Genomic DNA, 20,833 nt, shown 5'->3' on the forward strand with positions numbered 1-20,833 from the left:
TAAACATAAAAAAAGCCCGCACATTTTAGTCGCGGGCTTTTGCATTTATTGGCTACAATAAACTATTCAACACGTAGGATGCGGCTGGTATTGGTCGTACCAATAGTCCCCATCACATCGCCCTGCGTTACAATAACCAGATCACCTGAGACCAGGAAACCTTTATCTTTCAGTCGGCTGACAGCTTCACTGGCCGCCAGAACACCATCAGTATGGGTATCACAATAAACTGGCGTGACACCACGGTAGATTGCCGTCAGATTTAAAGTATGGTCATGACGCGACATCGCAAAGATAGGCAAACCGGAGCTGATACGGGACATCATCAGTGCCGTACGGCCAGATTCGGTCATGGCGATAATGGCAGTGATACCTTTCAGGTGGTTTGCTGCATACATGGTCGACATCGCGATAGCTTCTTCGACATTGTCGAATTGCACATCAAGGCGGTGTTTAGACACATTGATACTTGGGATCTTCTCTGCACCCAGACAAACTCGTGCCATAGCAGCAACCGTTTCTGCTGGATACTGACCGGCAGCGGTTTCTGCTGACAACATAACAGCGTCAGTACCATCTAGCACGGCGTTAGCAACGTCCATCACTTCCGCACGGGTTGGCATCGGGTTGGTTATCATTGACTCCATCATTTGAGTCGCGGTGATAACCGCACGGTTAAGCTGACGAGCACGGCGGATCAGTTTCTTCTGAATTCCCACCAGCTCTGGGTCACCAATTTCCACCCCCAAATCACCACGGGCAACCATCACCACATCAGAGGCCAGGATGATATCATCCATAGCTTCATCGGTTGCGACCGCCTCAGCACGCTCAACTTTCGCCACGATTTGTGCATTACAGCCAGCATCACGCGCCAAACGGCGGGCATAATGCAAATCTTCGCCAGTCCGTGGGAACGAAACAGCCAGGAAGTCCACCCCGATTTTAGCGGCGGTAATAATATCGGCTTTGTCTTTTTCTGTCAGCGCTTCTGCCGACAGACCGCCACCGAGCTTATTAATGCCTTTATTATTGGAGAGAGGGCCACCGACAGTAACTTCGGTGAACACTTTCATGCCCTGGACTTCAATGACTTTTAATTGTACCCGGCCATCATCCAGCAGCAAAATATCACCAGGAACCACATCAGCGGGTAGGCCTTTGTAATCGATACCGACTTTGTCTTTATCACCTTCGCCTTTTGCCATATTGGCATCGAGCAAGAATTTATCATGTACGTTAAGGAATACTTTGCCTTCCTTAAAAGTAGATACCCGGATTTTAGGACCTTGCAAATCGCCAAGAATAGCAACATGGCGCCCTAATCTTGCAGCGATCTCACGGACTTTATTGGCCCGCAACACATGATCTTCGGCGCTACCATGGGAAAAATTCAGGCGGACTACGTTAGCACCAGCAGCAATAATCTTTTCCAGATTATTGTCGCGGTCGGTAGCCGGCCCCAGTGTAGTAACAATCTTGGTCCTTCTGAGCCGTCTGGACATCTCTTACTCCGTTGACTGATGAAGCATGGTGTTGTTAAAACAGCGGATAATGAATCCGATAGTAAAATGTAATTAAGATCAAATTTTACGACGACATGCGATACGATAACCCTGTTTTACCACACAGCGCCATGCATGTTATCCGCTTGCGGATGTAAAACGATTGATGCAAAAATGGCCCCATCCGGCACCACCAATACATCAATGACAACATTACAAAAGCGAGCTATTTACCCCTTATCGGGTTTGGTAACGTTTACCGCCGCCATACAAGGACTATTTTCCAATAATACGTCAAATTATTACTCGAGAAGATGCGCTAACACAACACAAAGCGACTTCTGCCCTTGGCGTTATTCACCGCTGTTGACGCGCGGTGAACCTTTATCAAAGCGCGATTCTTTCAAGGCGTCTTTCACACGTTTCAGGTTATCCCTGAATTTTGCTCCACGCCGTAGGGTAAACCCGGTTGCCAGCACATCAATTAATGTCAATTGAGCAATACGGGAGACCATCGGCATGTACATATCAGTATCTTCCGGCACATCCAGCAGCAGTGATAGTGTTGCTTCATTTGCCAGCGGTGTATCGCGCGAGGTGATAGCAATCACTGTGGCATCGTTTTCACGGGCTAAGTGGGCCAACTCGACCAGGTTTTTCGTCCGGCCAGTGTGAGAGATCAATACCACCACATCACCCTCACTGGAATTCATACAACTCATACGTTGCATAACGATGTCATCGAAATAAATTACCGGAATATTGAAACGGAAAAATTTATTCATCGCATCGTGGGCAACCGCGGCAGAGGCGCCAAGGCCAAAGAACGAAATTTTCTTCGCCTGAGTCAGTAAATCTACTGCCCGATTAATGGCCGCAATATCTAAATTGTTTTTCGCCATATCCAAGCTGGCCATGGTCGATTCGAAAATTTTTGTCGTGTAAGCGGCTACACTATCATCTTCTTCGACATTGCGGTTCACATAAGGTGTGCCATTTGCCAGACTTTGCGCCAAATGCAGTTTAAAATCAGGGAAACCTTTGGTGTCCAGTCGGCGGCAAAAACGGTTAACCGTCGGTTCGCTAACGTTCGCCATTTTGGCCAGTGTCGCGATACTTGAATGGATGGCAGTTTGTGGGGAGGCGAGGATCACCTCAGCGACTTTCCTTTCTGATTTGCTCAGGAGGTCCAGACTATTTTGGATATTTTCCAGCGTATTCATATATCGAGAGTCACCCATGGGTTTTACCGATTTCATTTAAAGGAGAAATCTATGCCGGTTTAATGAAAATATACTACGAGCTGGGACCCGTTGGCAGTGGCATAGGGTGGGAAGTAAGGTTTTTTCACCAGAATATGACCTGTGTCTAATTTTCATAATGGTAAATAGTTGTCAAAAACGTCATAAAATTACATTTTAAAGTTGCACGGCCTTATTTGGCGCGGCCTGGCACTCTGATGGATGTTTTTTAACCTTTTTTGCTCTGCTTTTATCTGGGTTTACTGGCTATAGTCAAAGAGAGTACATTAGTAATGTAAGAAAATTACAAATATCCTGCAACGAGGAGAATAACATGGCGGTAACTAATACAGCCCAGGCAGCCCAGGCGTGTGATCTGGTGATTTTCGGCGCTAAGGGAGACTTGGCTCGCCGGAAACTGCTGCCTTCCCTTTACCAATTAGAGAAAGCGGGTCACATCCACCCAGATACTCGCATCATTGGCGTAGGCCGTGCCGAGTGGGACAAAGACGCGTACACAGCCGTGGTAAAGGAAGCCCTCGATACCTTTATGAAAGAGAAGATGGATGATGAATTGTGGCAAAAGCTCAGTTCTCGTCTCGACTTCTGTAATTTGGATGTCAATGACAGCAAACACTTTGCCAAATTGGGCAAGATGCTGGATCAAAAAAATCGTACCACCATTAACTACTTTGCCATGCCACCCAATACGTTTGGTGCAATTTGTAAAGGATTGGGCGAAGCAAGGCTGAATAAAGAGCCTGCTCGTGTGGTAATGGAAAAACCGTTAGGGAAGGATCTGGCCTCTTCTCGGGTGATTAACGATCAAGTGGCAGAATATTTCAACGAGTGTCAGGTTTACCGTATCGACCACTATTTAGGTAAAGAGACGGTACTGAACCTGTTGGCTCTGCGTTTTGCTAACTCACTGTTTGCTTCTAACTGGGATAATCGCACTATTGACCATGTGCAGATCACGGTTGCCGAAGAGGTCGGGATTGAAGGGCGCTGGGGCTATTTTGATCAGGCCGGCCAGATGCGTGACATGATCCAGAACCATCTGCTGCAAATCCTGACCATGATTGCCATGTCACCGCCAGCAGATCTCAGTACTGACCGTATTCGTGATGAAAAAGTGAAAGTACTGCGATCATTGCGCCGTATCGACCACACCAATGTGCGGGAAACCACAGTGCGTGGTCAGTATACCGCCGGTTTTGTCCAGGGTAATAAAGTACCCGGCTATCTGGAAGAGGAAGGGGCGAATAAGAACAGCAACACTGAAACGTTTGTTTCTATCCGTGTCGATATTGATGACTGGCGTTGGGCTGGGGTGCCGTTCTATCTGAGAACCGGCAAACGTCTGCCAACAAAATGTTCTGAAGTGGTGGTTTACTTTAAAAACCCGGCACTGAATCTGTTCCGCGAGTCTTATCAGCAATTGCCTCAAAACAAGCTGACGATCCGCTTGCAACCGGATGAAGGTATCGAGATTGAAGTGCTGAATAAAGTGCCAGGTCTGGAGCATAAACACCGTCTGCAAACCACCAAGCTGGACCTCAGCTTCTCCAAAACCTTTAACGAGCAGCATATTGCTGATGCCTACGAACGTCTGTTGCTGGAGACCATGCGTGGTATTCAGGCACTGTTTGTGCGCCGCGATGAGGTTGAGGAAGCGTGGAAATGGGTCGATTCCATTATGGATGCATGGGCGGCTGACAATGACGCACCTAAGCCATATCAATCTGGAACCTGGGGGCCGGTGGCATCCGTTGCCATGATTACCCGCGACGGTCGTTCATGGAACGAGTTCGAATAAATATCCGTCATACTTCAAGCTGCATGTGTGTTGGCCGCCTTTGTTACTCGGCCCGTCCATGGGCCTCGCTTGTGCGAGGCCGCTGCAAACAGCGTTCAAATCTGCTCCCGGCAGATTAGTTACCCCAGTCACTTACTTGTGTAAGCTCCTGGGGACTTGCTTAGTTGCCGCCTTCATGCAACTCGAATTGTTTAGGATATAAATTATTTATTATTCGATAACAGCGCCTCACTTAGGCGCAATAATAAAGAGTCGTTAGCTGGCTCGCATTGTGATTCTTTATGGCAGGCAGAAGCAGGAATGCATGTTCTGCCTGCCATATTTCAACTGGCACCCTCGGGTGAGTACATGCCAATCGGCATAAGTGGAGATAACAACTGATGAAAAGCTGGAAAACGAGCGCAGAACAGATCATGACCGCAGGCCCCGTGGTCCCGGTGATTGTGATTAATAAGCTCGAGCAGGCGGTACCGTTGGCAAAAGCCCTGGTGGCTGGCGGTGTTCGGGTGCTGGAAGTGACGTTGCGCACCCCTTGTGCTGTTGAGGCTATCCGTGCTATCGCAAAAGAAGTTCCTGAGGCGATTGTCGGCGCAGGTACTGTGCTCAATCCACAGCAGTTGGCTGATGTGGTTGAGGCTGGCGCGCAATTTGCTATCAGCCCAGGGCTGACTGATGAATTACTTAAGGCAGCCACTGAAGGCTCAATCCCATTAATTCCTGGGATCAGCACCGTTTCAGAACTGATGCTGGGTATGAGTTATGGCCTGCGTGAGTTTAAATTCTTCCCGGCAGAAGCTAACGGTGGTGTTAAAGCATTGCAAGCCATCGGCGGCCCATTCTCGCAAGTGCGTTTCTGCCCAACCGGCGGCATTACCCCGAATAACTACCGTGATTACCTGGCGCTGAAAAGCGTATTGTGTATTGGCGGTTCATGGTTGGTTCCGGCAGATGCGCTGGAAAAAGGGGACTACGCTCGTATTACTGAATTAGCCAAACAAGCCGTGGCGGGTGCAACAGCATAAGCTGTTCTAACCTCCTGAACTGACGAGATAATTCGCATAATCTCGTAAAACTATAAACCTCTGCCATGCAGGGGTTTTGTTTTTTTAAAACCACTAACTTATTATTTTATAATCTCTTTTTTTAAACTATTTATAAAATTGATGGTTTGCTTTATAAAATTGGCTGTGGTAAAAATACAGCAGTGAATTATTCCATTTTGATGAGGGTTTTAGGCGTATCACACTAGGTTTGGCAAACAAGTATGTCGCTAAAGCAGGTGTGGCTAAAAAAAAGAGATATATTATGATTAAAACTAATGGAATTACTTTCAAACCTTCTACCTGTCAACTTTTCCTGTCAGCCATTCTGGCCAGTGAGCATCACTGGTGTAGCGAGCTGTAGCGTCTTTATTCTTCCATCTTAAATACCCGTCATACTTCAAGCTGTGCGTTCAATCACCCGAATCACTTACTCATGTAAGCTCATCGGGGGTCTCTTGCTTAGCGCCTTCCTGCAACTCGAATTATTTAGGGTATAAAAAAGTTTATACGCCAAGTGAGTTTCTATTTCTTACGGCCTGCGCATGTCTATTCCTTGTGAATAGGGCATCGAATTAGGATAACCGTAACAAATAGACCTTAGCGTGCGTTTTACCCGTCATTTTTCAAATAGCAGGGATGTTGGCCACTTATTACTCGGCCGTCCATGGGCCTCGCCTCTTTGAGGCCGCTGCTTGCACTTTGAAATCGATAGGGTAGCTGTGTTAGGAGAAGAATGATGATTTATTGGATATTTTTAGGTTTAGCGATTGTCGCAGAAATTATCGGCACGTTATCAATGAAATATGCCAGTGTCAGTGGTGAGATGACCGGGCATATCGTGATGTATTTTATGATAACCGGTTCATACATTTTACTGGCTCTGGCAGTGAAGAAAGTCGCGCTAGGCGTGGCCTATGCCCTGTGGGAAGGGATTGGCATCCTGATTATTACTGTTTTTAGCGTGCTGTGGTTTGATGAAAGCTTATCACCACTGAAAATTGCCGGTTTAGTGACCTTGATCGGCGGCATAATGTTAGTGAAGTCAGGGACGCGTAAGCCGAAGAAACCAGGCAGCCCGCACAACAATTCAGGTGAGCAGCATGCAACAGCTTGAGTTTTACCATATTGCGTTTCTGATTTTGGCGGTCATCCTGGAAATCATTGCCAATATCTTGCTGAAAATGTCAGATGGTTTTCGCCGGGTATGGTTAGGCATATTATCACTGCTGTCAGTGTTAGGGGCATTCAGTGCTTTGGCACAAGCAGTGAAAGGCATTGAATTATCAGTAGCTTATGCCTTATGGGGCGGGTTCGGTATTGCCGCCACTGTGGCCGCGGGTTGGATTTTGTTCAATCAGCGTCTGAACTATAAAGGCTGGATTGGCCTGATTTTGCTACTGGCCGGCATGGTGATGATTAAGCTGTCCTGATATCCCCTTTGTACTTGAAGCTGCAGGGGGTTGGCTGCGCGCGCAAACCCGAATCACTTACCGGTGTAAGCTGATCGGGATTTGTTTGCTGGCCGCCTACCTGCAACTGCAATTACTTTGGCTATATCGAGTGACAGTTTTTAATCGAAGCTGATAAGCGGGGAAATGTACTGAATGGGTCCTTATTTGTTTAAAATACAAGGGACGCGAGCCGTCAGAGTGCCCATCAGTGCCGTCGCCCCGCAGATTGCAAAATCAAATAGCCGCAATAATTTTGATTTCAACTTTGTACTTCGGATTCATCAATTTGGCTTCGACGGTACAACGCACTGGCGCATTGCCATCAACCACCCAGGCATCCCACGCCGCATTCATCGCCGCGAAGTCCGCACTGTCTGCCAGAAAAATGGTGGCATCCAAAATACGGCCTTTATCTGAACCGAGCTGATTCAATATCATATCTATTGCTGCCAGTGTGTTGGCAGTTTGCGCCGTGGCGTCTGCATCCAGATTTTCCGGTACGCTGGTGTAATAGATAGTGTTGTTAAATACCACAGCATCTGACCAACGTTTTTCTGGATTAATTCGTTCAATACTCATTTTCACTCCCTTGTGTGAATGTCAATGTCAGTTATCAGTAGTAGGGTAGCATAGCTTGTGATGAGAATGTGTGGTCGCGGGGCGATAGGCTTGGCATAATCACCGCTGATTTCGCCCGGAAGAGAACGCGTGACAGACGATTTTGCAACAGACGGCGCATTAGCGCAGGCCATTACAGGTTTTAACCCCCGAGAGTCTCAGCGCCGAATGGCGGCGGCCATCAGTGAATCTATTGATGCCAAACAACAATTGGTGGTAGAGGCAGGTACCGGTACCGGTAAAACATTTGCCTATTTGGCGCCCGCACTGCGTGCTGATTGCAAAGTGATTATCTCCACAGGTTCGAAAGCGTTACAAGATCAGCTCTATTCGCGTGACTTACCCACGGTAGCGACGGCTCTCAAATACAAAGGGAAGCTGGCCTTATTAAAGGGGCGCTCAAACTATCTTTGTCTGGAACGGCTTGAACAGCAATCATTGGCCGGGGGTGAATTAGCCAGTGAGACATTGGTTGATTTGGTTCGTTTGCGTGGCTGGTCAGCCGAAACCATCGATGGTGATATCAGTACCTGTGGCCAGGTGGCTGAGGATAGCTTTGTCTGGCCGTTGGTCACCAGTACCAATGATAACTGTCTGGGCAGTGATTGCCCGCTGTATAAAGATTGTTTTGTGGTGAAAGCCCGCCGTAAGGCGATGGATGCAGATATCGTGGTGGTGAACCACCATCTGTTCTTGGCGGATATGGTGGTGAAAGAGAGCGGTTTTGCCGAACTGATCCCCACCGCGGATGTGATGATTTTCGATGAAGCCCACCAGATCCCCGATATTGCCAGCCAATACTTTGGTCAGCAACTGACCAGTAGACAACTAATGGATTTGGCAAAAGATATTATTATTGCCTATCGCACCGAAGTGCGCGACTCCGCCCAATTGCAAAAAAGCGCCGACCGTCTGACGCAAAGCACGCAAGATTTCCGTCTGGTGCTCGGCGACCCGGGGTATCGTGGCAATTTGCGTGATGTACTGGAACAACCGGCGATTCAGCGGGCGTTGCTGTTGCTCGATGATGCGTTGGAGCTGTGTTATGACGTGATGAAGCTTTCCCTTGGCCGCTCAGCTATGCTGGATGCCGCTTTTGAACGTGCAACGGTGTATCGCAACCGCCTTAAGCGTTTAAAAGATGTCACTACACCCGGCTACAGCTATTGGTATGAGTGTAATTCACGCCATTTCGTACTGGCGTTGACACCGCTGTCGGTTTCTGATCGTTTTCGTGAGCTGATAGAAGAAAAACCGGGAAGCTGGATTTTTACCTCTGCCACACTGTCGGTTAATGATCAGTTATCACATTTCACCTCAAGGTTGGGGCTAACGAACGCCAAAACGCTACTCCTGCCCAGTCCGTTTGATTACGCCAATCAGGCATTACTCTGTGTGCCACGCAATTTGCCTTCGGCGAATGAACCTGGGGCTGCCCGTAAGCTGGCGGTGATGCTAAAGCCACTGATTGATGCCAATAAAGGGCGTTGCTTCTTTTTGTGTACCTCACACCAGATGATGCGTGGTTTAGCCGAAGAGTTCCGCGCCAGTATGACGCTACCCGTTTTGGTGCAAGGCGAAACCAGCAAGGGGCAGTTGCTGGCACAGTTTGTAGCAGCAGGCAATGCACTGCTGGTGGCGACCAGCAGTTTCTGGGAAGGGGTGGATGTGCGGGGCGACGCGTTATCTTGTGTCATCATCGACAAACTGCCGTTTACCTCACCGGATGACCCTTTGTTGAAAGCCCGCATCGAAGATTGCCGTCTACGTGGTGGTGACCCGTTCAATGATGTGCAATTGCCTGATGCCGTTATTACCTTGAAACAAGGTGTGGGGCGTTTGATTCGTGACATCGACGATCGCGGCGTGCTGGTTATCTGTGATAATCGCCTGGTGATGCGCCCTTATGGCGCGATGTTCCTTAATAGCCTCCCGCCAGCACCCCGCACCCGTGATTTGGCGAAAGCCATCGCTTTTCTCAAGCAACGCGATTAAGGGAAAAGCGAGGAGGGGTGTGCTATCATGCGCGCCCTGTATTGAATTCATACTCTTTTCCTGCCGAGGTTGGCATGTCCACGCGAATTTTAGCGATCGATACCGCAACAGAAGCATGTTCTGTTGCATTGTGGAATAACGGCGAAGTTCAGGCGTTGTTTGAGCTTTGTCCACGGGAACACACCCAACGAATCTTACCGATGGTGCAGCAAGTACTGGCTGAATCGGGTTTATCACTGACGCAACTCGATGCATTGGCCTTTGGCCGTGGCCCTGGTAGCTTTACCGGTGTTCGTATTGGTATCGGTATTGGTCAGGGATTGGCTCTGGGCGCCGACTTACCAATGATAGGTATTTCCACCTTACAGACCATGGCTCAGGGGGCATTCCGTCTGACAGGTGCATCTCGCGTATTGGCAGCGATTGATGCTCGTATGGGGGAAGTCTATTGGGGTGAGTTTGAGCGTGACACACAAGGCGATTGGCTCGGTGAACAGACTGAGGCAGTAATGACGCCAGCACAAGTCCTGGCACACGTGCCATCACTGAGCGGCCATTGGGCCACAGTAGGCACTGGCTGGCAGACGTATCCTGATCTGGTTAGCCGCGATAATGTGGTGCTGACTGACGGGCAGATGCTACTGCCGCAGGCAGAGGATATGTTGCCACTGGCATTATCATCATGGGCGAACGGGCGGATGGTGAGTGTGGAAAATGCCGAGCCAGTGTATCTAAGAAATGAAGTGACCTGGAAAAAACTGCCAGGCCGTTAGAACTGACCTGCGCCACGGAAATGTGAAAAATTAACGATATAGCAACTTGTCATCCTGTTTAGAGTCTAAAATATTCAGATAGCTATAGATATGATAAGGAGCAGCACACGATGGCGATAAATACGTCAACAACTCAATCTATAAAGAATAGAAGCCGTAAATGGAGGTGTGGCTGGCTAGGATTGGGCGTTTTGCTTCTGTCCGGCTGTGTTACTGTCCCGCCAGCTATTCAGGGTACCACTGCGACGCCGCAGCAAAATCTTAATTTGGTTCGAACCGATCCGAAGGTCTTTGTAGGCCAGGAGGCGCGTTTTGGTGGGACCGTCATCAATGTGGCCAATGAAGCGCATCGTACCCGGCTTGAAATTGCCAGCGTACCCTTAGACTCGGGTGCCAGACCTATTTTGGGTGAGCCGTCACAAGGGCGAGTGATAGCCTATGTTAATGGTTTCCTTGAGCCAGTTGATTTTCGTAGTCACCTGGTGACCGTGGTTGGGCCGATTACCGGTGTTGAAGCCGGTAAAATTGGGATGACGCCGTATGACTTTGTGGTGATAAATGCCACAGGTTACAAACGTTGGAATCTTGCACAACAAGTTATGATGCCACCGGCAATGGGCCCGTGGGGTTATCACAACCCTGGGATGTGGGGGCCGGGATGGGGTGGTTGGTACAACCCGGGACCAGCACAGATTCAAACTATTGTTACGGAGTAGGTAGTCTGACCGGTTTCAATTGCTGCCAGATGTTAGGGTGTAATGGCATGAAGGGCGCTGAATTCAGCGCCTTTTTCACGTCGATAAAACATAAAAGATTCTATAATCAAAGGGTTATAGTTTTAAATGCTAGAGATCGCCTGTAATATTTTGATTTTATTGAATTTTAATGGGCGGCATTGGCTGCCTTAGTTATTTTTGAGATCCCGGCGCCAGAAAATAGTGACGTATATCCCAACCTCAAAATTGTTTGAAAGCAAACTGGTAAGCTGAGTTAAAATATTGTTAAAGTTCTGATGTGAATTTGCGTCTTACTCTGGCGATCAATAATAATTTCAGGAGTGCTACCTTGGAAAAAGTATGGCTAAAGCGTTATCCGGCAGATGTCCCCGCAGAGATTGACCCGGATCGCTATTCTTCTTTGGTGGAAATGTTTGAGAACGCCGCACTGCGTTATGCGGACCAACCTGCGTTCATCAATATGGGGGAGGTGATGACCTTCCGTAAGTTGGAAGAGCGTAGCCGTGCTTTCGCCGCCTATCTACAGCAAGGTTTAGGGTTACAAAAAGGTGACCGTGTGGCCTTGATGATGCCCAACCTGCTGCAATATCCCATAGCTTTGTTTGGTATTTTGCGTGCGGGTATGGTGGTGGTGAATGTTAACCCGCTGTATACCCCGCGCGAGTTAGAGCATCAACTGAATGACAGCGGAGCTGTGGCAATCGTTATTGTCTCCAACTTTGCTCACACGCTGGAAAAGATCGTTTTTAAAACCCAGGTTAAACATGTCATCTTAACCCGCATGGGTGATCAGTTGTCGACGGCCAAAGGGACGCTGGTTAATTTCGTGGTGAAATACATCAAGCGACTGGTACCGAAATATTATCTACCCGATGCTATCTCGTTTCGCACTGCGCTGCAAAAAGGTCGACGTCTGCAATATGTTAAGCCGGATATTATCAATACTGACCTGGCATTTTTGCAATATACCGGAGGTACGACGGGGGTGGCGAAAGGCGCAATGCTGACACACCGCAATATGCAGTCGAACCTGGAGCAGGCGAAAGCGGCTTATGCACCTTTGCTGCAACCCGGCCACGAGCTGGTGGTCACGGCACTCCCCCTCTATCACATATTTGCTTTAACCATGAACTGCCTGCTGTTTATTGAGTTAGGTGGGCGCAGTTTATTGATAACCAATCCGCGTGATATTTCGGGAATGGTAAAAGAGCTAAGTCGTTATCCATTCACCGCCATGACGGGTGTAAATACGTTATTTAATGCTTTGTTGAATAATGAAGAGTTCACCAAGTTAGATTTCTCCACACTGCGCCTTTCTGTGGGGGGCGGTATGCCAGTGCAGAAAGCGGTTGCTGAACGATGGGAAAAACTGACCGGGAAACATCTGCTGGAAGGTTATGGTTTGACCGAGTGTTCGCCGTTAGTGACGGGTAATCCTTATGATTTGAAACACTACAGTGGCAGCATTGGTCTGCCTGTCCCTTCTACCGATGTTCGGCTGGTGGATGATGAGGGTAAAGACGTTGGATTGGGCGAACCGGGTGAACTATGGGTGCGTGGTCCACAAGTTATGTTAGGCTACTGGCAGCGGCCAGAAGCGACGGATGAAGTACTGAAAGACGGTTGGCTGGCAACTGGCGATATCGCAACCCTTGATGAACAAGGTTTTTTACGTATCGTTGATCGTAAAAAAGATATGATTTTGGTCTCTGGTTTCAACGTCTACCCCAATGAGATTGAAGATGTGGTAGCGTTACATCCGAAAGTGCTGGAATCTGCTGCGGTTGGCGTGCCTAATGAGGTCTCTGGCGAGACGGTAAAACTGTTTGTCGTGAAAAAAGATGCCTCACTGACACCTGAAGAGCTGCTAACCCATTGCCGCCGCTACCTTACAGGGTATAAAGTACCGAAAATAGTAGAGTTCCGCGACGAGTTGCCGAAATCCAATGTCGGCAAAATTTTACGTAGGGAACTGCGTGACGAACAAGTTAAGGCTAAAGGTAGCAACCAAGACGCAGCCTAACTTAACGGCGTCACTCAATCATCATCAACAACGCCGGTCATCGCCGGCGTTGTTGTGTTTGTCATAGACTAACGACCAAGAGAATCACGTTTTGAATTATCAGTTGATCACGACCAATAGTGCGTTGCAGCAGGTCTGCGAACAAGCCCGGACACATGCTCATGTCGCGCTGGATACGGAATTTGTCAGAACGCGCACCTACTATCCTCAGTTGGGCCTGATTCAACTGTATGACGGTGAACAACTTTCACTCATAGACCCCTTGCCCATCACTGAATGGCAACCTTTCAGTGAGCTACTGCAAGATTTGAATGTGGTGAAATATCTGCATGCTGGTAGCGAAGATCTCGAGGTGTTCTTAAATGCCTTTAGCCGGATGCCAACGCCGATGATTGATACTCAGGTATTGGCGGCATTTTCTGGTCGAACCCTGTCTTGCGGTTTTGCCATGCTGGTAAATGAGTTTGAAGGTGTTGAGCTAGATAAAAGTGAATCACGTACCGACTGGATTGCCCGTCCACTCAGTGAAAAACAGTGTGATTATGCCGCCGCTGATGTTTTCTATCTATTACCTTTGGCAGCTAAATTAGTGGAAGCCACCGAGGCTGCTGGGCGAATGGATGCAGCGATAGATGAATGCCAACTGCTGTGTCGCCGTCGCAGTGAAACACTTGACCCTGAGCTGGCCTACCGTGAGATAACCAATGCCTGGCAGTTACGTGGCCATCAGTTGGCATGTTTGCAGAAGCTGGCGGCATGGCGCTTGCGTCAGGCGCGTGAGCGTGATCTGGCGGTTAACTTTGTCGTGCGTGAAGAGAATCTGTGGCAAGTCGCCCGTTATCAGCCAACCTCGCTGGGTGAGTTAGATTCCCTTGGCCTGAGTGGACAGGAGATTCGCTATCACGGGCGTACCTTGTTGGCGCTGGTGGCTGAGGGGAATGCTGTACCGGAAGAGCAGCTCCCGCAACCGGTAGCTAATCTGATCGACCAACCCGGCTACAAGAAAGTCTTTAAAGATATTAAAGCGTTGATCCAGTCAGTCAGTGAACGTAGTGGACTGAGTAGTGAGTTACTGGCGTCACGTCGTCAAATAAACCAATTACTCAGTTGGCATTGGAAACTAAAATCAACTGACACTCAGCCTGAATTATTAAGTGGCTGGCGGGGCGATTTGTTGTCTACGGAATTGGCTGAGATTTTGCAACAGTATTAATCGATATTCAGAGTGGGGTGGGCTTCACTCTGGGTGTTTCAATTTTAATTCATAAGTACTTTATGACTAATTGAAATAGAGATTAAGATTTTTCTTGTTTCAGTGATAGATATATCGAATAGCACAATAGGCTGGATATATATACAGTTAACTAAATGAAAGTACCCCCTGTAAATAAATACAGGGGGTAGTTATTGCGAAGAAATCATTTAGGCGTTTCTTCCGTTTCCGGTAATGTCACGTTAAGTTCAAGTACCGAAATATCATCCCCTTTCTGCTCGAATTGCACATGCAGCATTTCAGGATCGATCTGTATATATTTACAAATAACCGCCAAAATATCGCGTTTCAAGTCAGGCAAATAATGGGGCTCACTGTCCCCACGACGACGCTCAGCGACGATAATTTGCAGCCGTTCCTTGGCTATATTGGCTGTCGGTTTTTTGCGGGACAGAAAAAAGTCTAACAAAGCCATGGTTTATCCCCCAAAAAGGCGTTTCAGGAAGCCCTTCTTCTCTTCTTCGATGAAGCGGAAGGGGCGTTCTTCTCCTAGCAAACGGTCAACGGTATCGTCATAAGCTTTACCGGCATCTGACTCTTTGTCCAGAATCACTGGCTCGCCTTGGTTCGAGGCGCGCAATACAGATTGATCTTCTGGAATAACGCCAACCAGTGGGATCCTCAGAATGTCGAGGACATCTTCCATGCTAAGCATATCGCCGCGATTAACACGCCCAGGATTGTAGCGGGTCAACAGCAGATGTTCTTTAATTGGATCCTGGCCATTCTCTGCGCGACGCGACTTGGAGGACAGTATCCCGAGGATGCGGTCAGAGTCACGAACCGAGGAGACTTCAGGGTTAGTGGTAATAACGGCTTCGTCAGCAAAATAGAGCGCCATCAAAGCACCGCTTTCGATACCCGCAGGGGAGTCGCATACCACAAACTCGAAATTCATATCGCCAAGATCGTTTAAAATCTTTTCAACACCCTCTTTGGTCAGGGCGTCTTTGTCGCGCGTCTGAGAAGCAGGCAGGATATACAGATTATCTGTACGCTTATCTTTTATTAATGCTTGGTTCAAAGTGGCATCACCTTGAATCACATTAACAAAATCATAAACTACCCGGCGCTCACATCCCATGATCAAGTCTAGATTCCGTAGGCCGATATCGAAATCGATAACGACGGTTTTTTTACCTTTTTGGGCCAAGCCGGTTGCGATAGCCGCGCTTGATGTGGTCTTGCCAACGCCCCCTTTACCCGATGTAACAACAATAATGCGTGCCATGAAATGGATTCCTTGTCAAAAGGGCTTAATTTAAAGGTTGTATAGTTAATGCGTTATCCAGCAGATGCAGACGTGCGGCCTGACCAAAATACTCACGCGGGATCTGGTCACTTAACCAGTACTGCCCCGCGATAGAGACGAGCTCAGCGCCTAAATGTGTGCAAAAAATCTGGCATTGGGCATCCCCGGATGCACCTGCTAGCGCACGGCCTCGCATCATTCCATAGATATGAATATTGCCGTCGGCAATTAATTCAGCACCGGCACTGACACTGCTGATAACAATCAAATCGCAATTACGGGCATAAATCTGTTGGCCGGAACGGACAGGTGTGTTGATGATACGTGTCTTGGTCGGGGCGTTTTCCGGCGGGCTGATAACCGGCTCGGGTGCCATTTTCTGGCCTTTACCCTCACTCAATAACGGCAAACCTGCACGTGCTATCGCCCGTTTTTGACGCTCATCCTGACAACCACTGATGCCAACAATACGCAGACCTGCTGAAGTGACAGCCTGTTGGAGATCTTTCCAGTTAGCACCGTTTGGTAACGTTGCAACGTTAATCACAACAGGGGCGTTTTTCAGGAAAGCGGGGGCTTGATCCACCTTTTCCTGCAATGCCTGACGGATTACCTCCGGTCGTGAATCGTGTAAATGAACGACCGATAGGGTAAAACTACTGCCTTTTAACTCAATTGGCGATTGTGACATCTATCCTGACTCAGTTTCAGCTACGTTTAATCCCCAAAATACCACTCGGGGTACAATATTCTGATGTTCCCAAGCATGTTATAGGTAATATAAAGATAAATCTATCCGTATCAATATATTGAAATCTTAAGGTCATAATGTCTTCAATCTGACAAGAAATTACAGCATAACTTCCGCTTATTCGCTAGCCCTGACCTGCCTATATTTGGTGGTTATCACTCCCACCGTTAAATTGTGTATTTTTTCAACAAACAAACATGCTGATGGCGGGTTTGACGTCGCCCATAAAAGTGGCCATTTTTAATCAGAGATGGGTCATTTTTTTATCAGATGAAGTTGTTTTTTATAAAATAGAGTAATGACTCACCATTATTATCACTTTCAAGATGATGAAATAGAGATATTGAGTGTGGTTATTATCGACTTAGTGAAATACCTCACACTATTATTTCAGAGAAATCTCACCCAGTAATCTGTGTATCACCACATTGCCGCTGGCATGGATAATTAAAGCTGAGTGATAAATGGCACTAATCAGTGCTATTTTTAATGATTCTATGTTGAGAATGATAATCATTTTGTGATATTTTGCGGTTTCTGCATCAATCCATCTGAGGGACATCAACGATGAAAAGGAATTTCATCCCACTATCATTTATCTGTGTTATGGCTTTACCTGTTGCATTTACTACATGGGCTGACTTTGGCTATCACGCCGAAATCCCAAAAGACAGTAAGGTTCCCACCGATTATCTTGAAAAACGTAAGGCGCTTGGATCGGTGGCGCCAAGTGCTGAGTCATGGCAAAAGCAATTGGATGAGGAGAAAGCGCGGATAGATGCCGAAGCGGCAAAACGGGAAAACGACAAGCAGGCTAAATGCCAACAGCAAGAACATTACCCACCTCGGCGCGCCGAAAATGATAAACGTCAATATGCGGTATCTGATCCCTGTGCTAGCAGCATAGGCATCAATATCTATTGATATCCCAGGCATCTGAGCCAGGCTAGCGTGTTATAATACTATGCTAACTATACCCGTCATACTTCAAGCTGCATGTGCGTTGGCCGCCTTCTTGTAATTCGAATTATTTAGGGTATATACAGTCTCATTATTGAATTCATCAAATAGAGTCCAGAACATGCTGTGTGCTATCTATAGAAGCCCGAAACGGGATCAAACCTACCTATATATTGAAAAGAAAGATGATTTTTCCAGGGTGCCGGCTGAATTACTTACCAGTTTTGGCAAGCCACAATTTGCGATGCTGCTTTCATTAAATGAACGCAAAACGTTGGCAACAGCGGATGTCGAGAAGGTAAAAAGTGCACTCATTGAGCAGGGTTTTTATCTGCAAGTCCCACCGCCACTCGAAAGTTTGTTGAAAATGCACTTGGGCGATACTAACGTATAACGTTGATTTTCATCAAAACTGCCTAGCGTGATGGCATCCATCACAACCCTAAGGTGGATGTCCATGTATCAGCCCCGGTTGATTTTATATTTCCAGCTTCCTCTCTGGTTGTTGTTTTACACAGGAATGCGTCGATGAAATTGTCAATGATTGCAGTTGCTCTGGTGACGCTCATCTCAGTGGGATGTGCCAATAAAAATGCTGCGGCCCCGATTGCGGCCCCAACACCAGCAACCGCGCCACAAACTATGCTGAATTCACCACCGGCTGCGGCCAAGAGCAGTACTAAAATGACATTATCTCAGCAAGGGCGCGATCCGGCGCAGTTTCCTGCTTATGTCGAACAATTAAAGGCCCAAGCTCGTGCAAAGGGGATCAGCGAGGCTACGCTTGATAAAGCGTTTGCCAATATTCATTTTGTTGACCGAGTCATCCAGTCAGACCGCAATCAGTTAGAAAAGAAAGTCACACTGGATGACTACCTGACCAGAGTTCTGACTGAGGCGAAAGTCGCGCAAGGTAAAGAGATTTATCAGCGCTATCAGCCTCAGTTATCACAAGTTACTGCGCGCTATGGTGTGCCTGAGCGTTACATCGTGGCGCTGTGGGGCATGGAAAGTGGGTTTGGCAAGTTTCAAGGTAAAGAGGATGTCATCTCTGCCTTATCAACCATGGCATTTGAAGGACGGCGTGAGGCATTCTTCACTAAAGAGCTGATAGCTGCATTGCAAATCATTCAGCAAGGCAAAGTTGATGACCCCGAGTTGAAAGGATCATGGGCTGGTGCGATGGGGCAGAGCCAATTTATGCCTAGCTCTTTCCTGACCTATGGCGCTGACGGGGATGGCGATGGGGAAATTGATATTTGGAATAATATCGATGATGTCTTTGCTTCTACAGCTAACTATCTGTCTACTGAAGGTTGGAAACCGGGTGTTGATTGGGGCCAGGAAGCGACGCTGCCTGAAGGATTTGATATTAAGCTGGCGGGCTTAAAAGACAGCCAAGCCAAAAGCGTCGCCCAATGGCAGCAACTCGGGGTAATGGCGATACCCGGCGGTAACTTTGCCAACTCAGATCTACGGGCTTGGGTCATCGTACCTGATGATGTGCAAGGACGGGCGTTTCTGGTTTATGATAATTTTCGTACCATTATGCACTGGAACCGTTCTTACTATTTCGCTATCAGTATTGGTATGATGGCAGATAGCGTAAGTCAATAATGTCTGCGAACACCTAATCGTGGTATGGCTTGGTTGTGTCGCTGCGGCCAGAGCCAATCAAGATGTAAATTCAGACAGGATGTTAATTCAGGAGAGGCAGTATGTATCAACATAGAGACTGGCAAGGGGCTTTGCTGGATTTTCCAGTGAGTAAAGTGGTTTGCGTTGGCAGTAACTATGCCGAACATATTAAAGAGATGGGGAGTACTGTGTCAGCTGAACCGGTGCTGTTTATTAAACCTGAAACAGCGCTATGCGATATCCGCCAGCCGGTATCGATCCCGAAAGAGTTCGGTGAGGTACACCATGAAGTAGAATTGGCCGTTTTGATCGGTACTCCGTTAAAACAAGCCAGTGAAGACCGAGTGGCACGCGCAATCGCCGGTTACGGTGTAGCATTGGATTTGACACTGCGTGAGCTGCAATCTGGCTTGAAAAAGGCCGGTCAGCCGTGGGAGAAATCGAAAGCATTTGACGGTTCTTGCCCGATTTCCGGTTTTATACCGGTGGCGGAGTTTGGTGATGCGCAACAGGCTGACTTATCGCTTATCATTAACGATGAGGTCCGTCAGCAAGGCAACACGCGTGATATGATCACCCCCATTATTCCGCTAATCAGTTACATCAGCCGTTTCTTTACTTTGCGTGCTGGCGATATCATTCTGACGGGCACTCCACAGGGCGTCGGGCCGATGAAATCAGGCGATATGCTGAAAGTTATGCTAAATGGTAAAACGCTGAGTACCCGCATAATCTAAGAGCATCGCTGCCGCTTATGCCATTAGGCTGGGCGGCAACACTTGCATCTGACCGCCAAAGCGTCTATAACGACCCGCTCATTTATTCACACCGGATACCGATATGTCACAACTTCCTTTTTGGCAACAAAAAACACTCGCTGAAATGTCAGATAGTGAATGGGAATCACTGTGCGACGGATGCGGTCAATGTTGTTTGAATAAACTGATTGATGAGGACACGGATGAAATCTATTTCACCAATGTGGCCTGTGATCAGCTCAATCTCAAAACCTGCCAGTGCCGTAATTATGAGCGCCGCTTTGAATTAGAAGAAGACTGCATCAAGTTAACCCGAGAGAATTTGGTAACGTTTGAGTGGTTGCCACCCACCTGTGCTTATCGGATGGTGGGCGAGGGGCGTGGCCTGGCGAGTTGGCATCCACTGTTAGCCGGTTCAAAATCTGCGATGCACGGTGAGCGGATCTCGGTACGCCATATTGCCGTACGTGAGAGCGAGGTTATCGACTGGCAAGACCACATTTTGAATAAACCGCAGTGGGCCAGATAACCATTGATATATATGTAATTTATATTGAAGCCTGTCAGACAACAGATGCTTATTCAGACGCCAGATATGGCATACTAACGCCGAAATTTAACCAAGAAACTTAATAAAATGAAATATTCAACGTTGGCCGCTGTTATCATCGGCATATCTGCTACTTTAGGTAGCATTTCGCACCAGGTTCAGGCCGCTGGGGCCTCATTGATAAATCTTGATTGTAAATTGAAAGAAGGAGGCAGCCTGACCGCAGTGTTAGACGGCCCGAATCAGCAATTGACCATTGATAAATCAGTGTTCCAGTTTGTAAAAGTTAATCCAGAAGGTCAGGGCGAGGCGTTAATATTCCAAAATGCCAACAGCCAGGAACAAGTTATTGCGTCTCTCAATATTTCCGCGCTGCCAATCCGTTTGGCGGTGGTTGATGGTGAGCAGGCTAATCAGTACATTTGTACCCATACCACAGCTTAACT

21 protein-coding genes are annotated in these 20,833 nt (G+C 47.7%); 15 read left to right on the forward strand and 6 right to left on the reverse strand.

Translation table 11 applies throughout. From position 1 onward, the window contains the following. Nucleotides 1–62: 62 nt before the first annotated feature. Nucleotides 63–1,505 carry a pyruvate kinase gene (gene pyk / locus Q2T71_RS09610; RefSeq protein WP_372558923.1) on the reverse strand — a complete coding sequence of 481 codons (1,443 nt, stop codon included), beginning with the start codon at nucleotides 1,503–1,505 and terminating at the stop codon, nucleotides 63–65. A gap of 353 nt (nucleotides 1,506–1,858) precedes the next feature. After that, complete coding sequence (locus tag Q2T71_RS09615; RefSeq protein WP_372558924.1) at nucleotides 1,859–2,746, reverse strand: MurR/RpiR family transcriptional regulator; 888 nt, start codon at nucleotides 2,744–2,746, stop codon at nucleotides 1,859–1,861. A gap of 334 nt (nucleotides 2,747–3,080) precedes the next feature. Between Q2T71_RS09615 and zwf the strand changes: the two genes are divergently transcribed. The 4 genes from zwf (at nucleotide 3,081) to mdtI (ending at nucleotide 7,038) form a co-directional block, all read left to right on the forward strand. Then, nucleotides 3,081–4,565 carry a glucose-6-phosphate dehydrogenase gene (gene zwf / locus Q2T71_RS09620; RefSeq protein WP_372558925.1) on the forward strand — a complete coding sequence of 495 codons (1,485 nt, stop codon included), beginning with the start codon at nucleotides 3,081–3,083 and terminating at the stop codon, nucleotides 4,563–4,565. Between the two features lie 380 nt (nucleotides 4,566–4,945). Beyond that, nucleotides 4,946–5,587, forward strand: a complete 642-nt coding sequence (locus Q2T71_RS09625) for a bifunctional 4-hydroxy-2-oxoglutarate aldolase/2-dehydro-3-deoxy-phosphogluconate aldolase (protein ID WP_005163029.1) — start codon at nucleotides 4,946–4,948, stop codon at nucleotides 5,585–5,587. Nucleotides 5,588–6,344: 757 nt separating this feature from the next. Next, a complete protein-coding gene (mdtJ, locus tag Q2T71_RS09630) occupies nucleotides 6,345–6,722 on the forward strand; it encodes a multidrug/spermidine efflux SMR transporter subunit MdtJ (RefSeq protein WP_372559893.1) in 378 nt (125 codons plus the stop codon). Continuing rightward, nucleotides 6,709–7,038: a multidrug/spermidine efflux SMR transporter subunit MdtI gene (gene mdtI, locus Q2T71_RS09635; RefSeq protein WP_005163022.1), complete on the forward strand. Its 330-nt coding sequence runs from the start codon at nucleotides 6,709–6,711 to the stop codon at nucleotides 7,036–7,038. The genes mdtJ and mdtI overlap by 14 nt, the downstream gene beginning before the upstream one ends. Nucleotides 7,039–7,293: 255 nt before the next feature. On the opposite strand, the gene Q2T71_RS09640 is transcribed toward mdtI, so the two are convergent. Then, nucleotides 7,294–7,638: a RidA family protein gene (locus Q2T71_RS09640; protein ID WP_372558926.1), complete on the reverse strand. Its 345-nt coding sequence runs from the start codon at nucleotides 7,636–7,638 to the stop codon at nucleotides 7,294–7,296. Between the two features lie 129 nt (nucleotides 7,639–7,767). Here Q2T71_RS09640 and Q2T71_RS09645 point away from each other — a divergent pair, with 129 nt between their 5' ends. From Q2T71_RS09645 to rnd, 5 genes are all read left to right on the forward strand, one after another. After that, the gene (locus tag Q2T71_RS09645) at nucleotides 7,768–9,672 is read left to right on the forward strand and encodes an ATP-dependent DNA helicase (RefSeq protein ID WP_102970416.1); all 1,905 of its coding nucleotides are present in this window, start codon (nucleotides 7,768–7,770) and stop codon (nucleotides 9,670–9,672) included. 74 nt (nucleotides 9,673–9,746) lie between these two features. After that, nucleotides 9,747–10,445, forward strand: coding sequence for a tRNA (adenosine(37)-N6)-threonylcarbamoyltransferase complex dimerization subunit type 1 TsaB (tsaB, locus tag Q2T71_RS09650; protein WP_372558927.1), 699 nt, complete (start codon nucleotides 9,747–9,749; stop codon nucleotides 10,443–10,445). Nucleotides 10,446–10,555: 110 nt separating this feature from the next. Next, a complete protein-coding gene (locus tag Q2T71_RS09655; protein ID WP_372558928.1) occupies nucleotides 10,556–11,161 on the forward strand; it encodes a Slp family lipoprotein in 606 nt (201 codons plus the stop codon). Nucleotides 11,162–11,510: 349 nt separating this feature from the next. Continuing rightward, the gene (fadD, locus tag Q2T71_RS09660) at nucleotides 11,511–13,205 is read left to right on the forward strand and encodes a long-chain-fatty-acid--CoA ligase FadD (protein ID WP_372558929.1); all 1,695 of its coding nucleotides are present in this window, start codon (nucleotides 11,511–11,513) and stop codon (nucleotides 13,203–13,205) included. A 91-nt stretch (nucleotides 13,206–13,296) separates the two neighbouring features. Beyond that, nucleotides 13,297–14,418, forward strand: a complete 1,122-nt coding sequence (gene rnd, locus Q2T71_RS09665; RefSeq protein ID WP_372558930.1) for a ribonuclease D — start codon at nucleotides 13,297–13,299, stop codon at nucleotides 14,416–14,418. Nucleotides 14,419–14,623: 205 nt separating this feature from the next. Here the strand turns inward: rnd and minE are convergent, their stop codons facing one another. From minE to minC, 3 genes are read right to left on the reverse strand one after another with little or no spacing between them, the layout of a single operon-like run. Beyond that, nucleotides 14,624–14,893: a cell division topological specificity factor MinE gene (minE, locus tag Q2T71_RS09670; protein WP_002211180.1), complete on the reverse strand. Its 270-nt coding sequence runs from the start codon at nucleotides 14,891–14,893 to the stop codon at nucleotides 14,624–14,626. 3 nt (nucleotides 14,894–14,896) lie between these two features. Then, nucleotides 14,897–15,709 (reverse strand): septum site-determining protein MinD, encoded by an 813-nt coding sequence (minD, locus tag Q2T71_RS09675; RefSeq protein WP_005190923.1) that lies wholly within the window; start codon nucleotides 15,707–15,709, stop codon nucleotides 14,897–14,899. Between the two features lie 25 nt (nucleotides 15,710–15,734). After that, a complete protein-coding gene (gene minC, locus Q2T71_RS09680; RefSeq protein WP_083158986.1) occupies nucleotides 15,735–16,421 on the reverse strand; it encodes a septum site-determining protein MinC in 687 nt (228 codons plus the stop codon). 627 nt (nucleotides 16,422–17,048) lie between these two features. Between minC and Q2T71_RS09685 the strand changes: the two genes are divergently transcribed. The 6 genes from Q2T71_RS09685 (at nucleotide 17,049) to Q2T71_RS09710 (ending at nucleotide 20,831) form a co-directional block, all read left to right on the forward strand. After that, a complete protein-coding gene (locus Q2T71_RS09685; protein ID WP_372558931.1) occupies nucleotides 17,049–17,405 on the forward strand; it encodes a hypothetical protein in 357 nt (118 codons plus the stop codon). Between the two features lie 157 nt (nucleotides 17,406–17,562). Then, the gene (locus Q2T71_RS09690) at nucleotides 17,563–17,835 is read left to right on the forward strand and encodes a YcgL domain-containing protein (RefSeq protein WP_372558932.1); all 273 of its coding nucleotides are present in this window, start codon (nucleotides 17,563–17,565) and stop codon (nucleotides 17,833–17,835) included. A gap of 134 nt (nucleotides 17,836–17,969) precedes the next feature. Next, nucleotides 17,970–19,058: a lytic transglycosylase domain-containing protein gene (locus Q2T71_RS09695; RefSeq protein WP_372558933.1), complete on the forward strand. Its 1,089-nt coding sequence runs from the start codon at nucleotides 17,970–17,972 to the stop codon at nucleotides 19,056–19,058. A gap of 101 nt (nucleotides 19,059–19,159) precedes the next feature. Continuing rightward, entirely contained in the window at nucleotides 19,160–19,816 is a 657-nt protein-coding gene (locus tag Q2T71_RS09700; protein ID WP_372558934.1) for a fumarylacetoacetate hydrolase family protein, read from the forward strand. Nucleotides 19,817–19,919: 103 nt separating this feature from the next. After that, nucleotides 19,920–20,366, forward strand: coding sequence for a YcgN family cysteine cluster protein (locus tag Q2T71_RS09705; RefSeq protein ID WP_005190942.1), 447 nt, complete (start codon nucleotides 19,920–19,922; stop codon nucleotides 20,364–20,366). 108 nt (nucleotides 20,367–20,474) lie between these two features. Continuing rightward, on the forward strand, nucleotides 20,475–20,831 hold the full coding sequence (locus Q2T71_RS09710) for a hypothetical protein (protein WP_083158982.1): 357 nt from the start codon (nucleotides 20,475–20,477) through the stop codon (nucleotides 20,829–20,831). Nucleotides 20,832–20,833 lie beyond the last annotated feature (2 nt).

The organism is Yersinia sp. 1652 StPb PI, from assembly GCF_041538345.1.
Taxonomy (GTDB): Bacteria; Pseudomonadota; Gammaproteobacteria; order Enterobacterales; family Enterobacteriaceae; genus Yersinia; species Yersinia enterocolitica_E.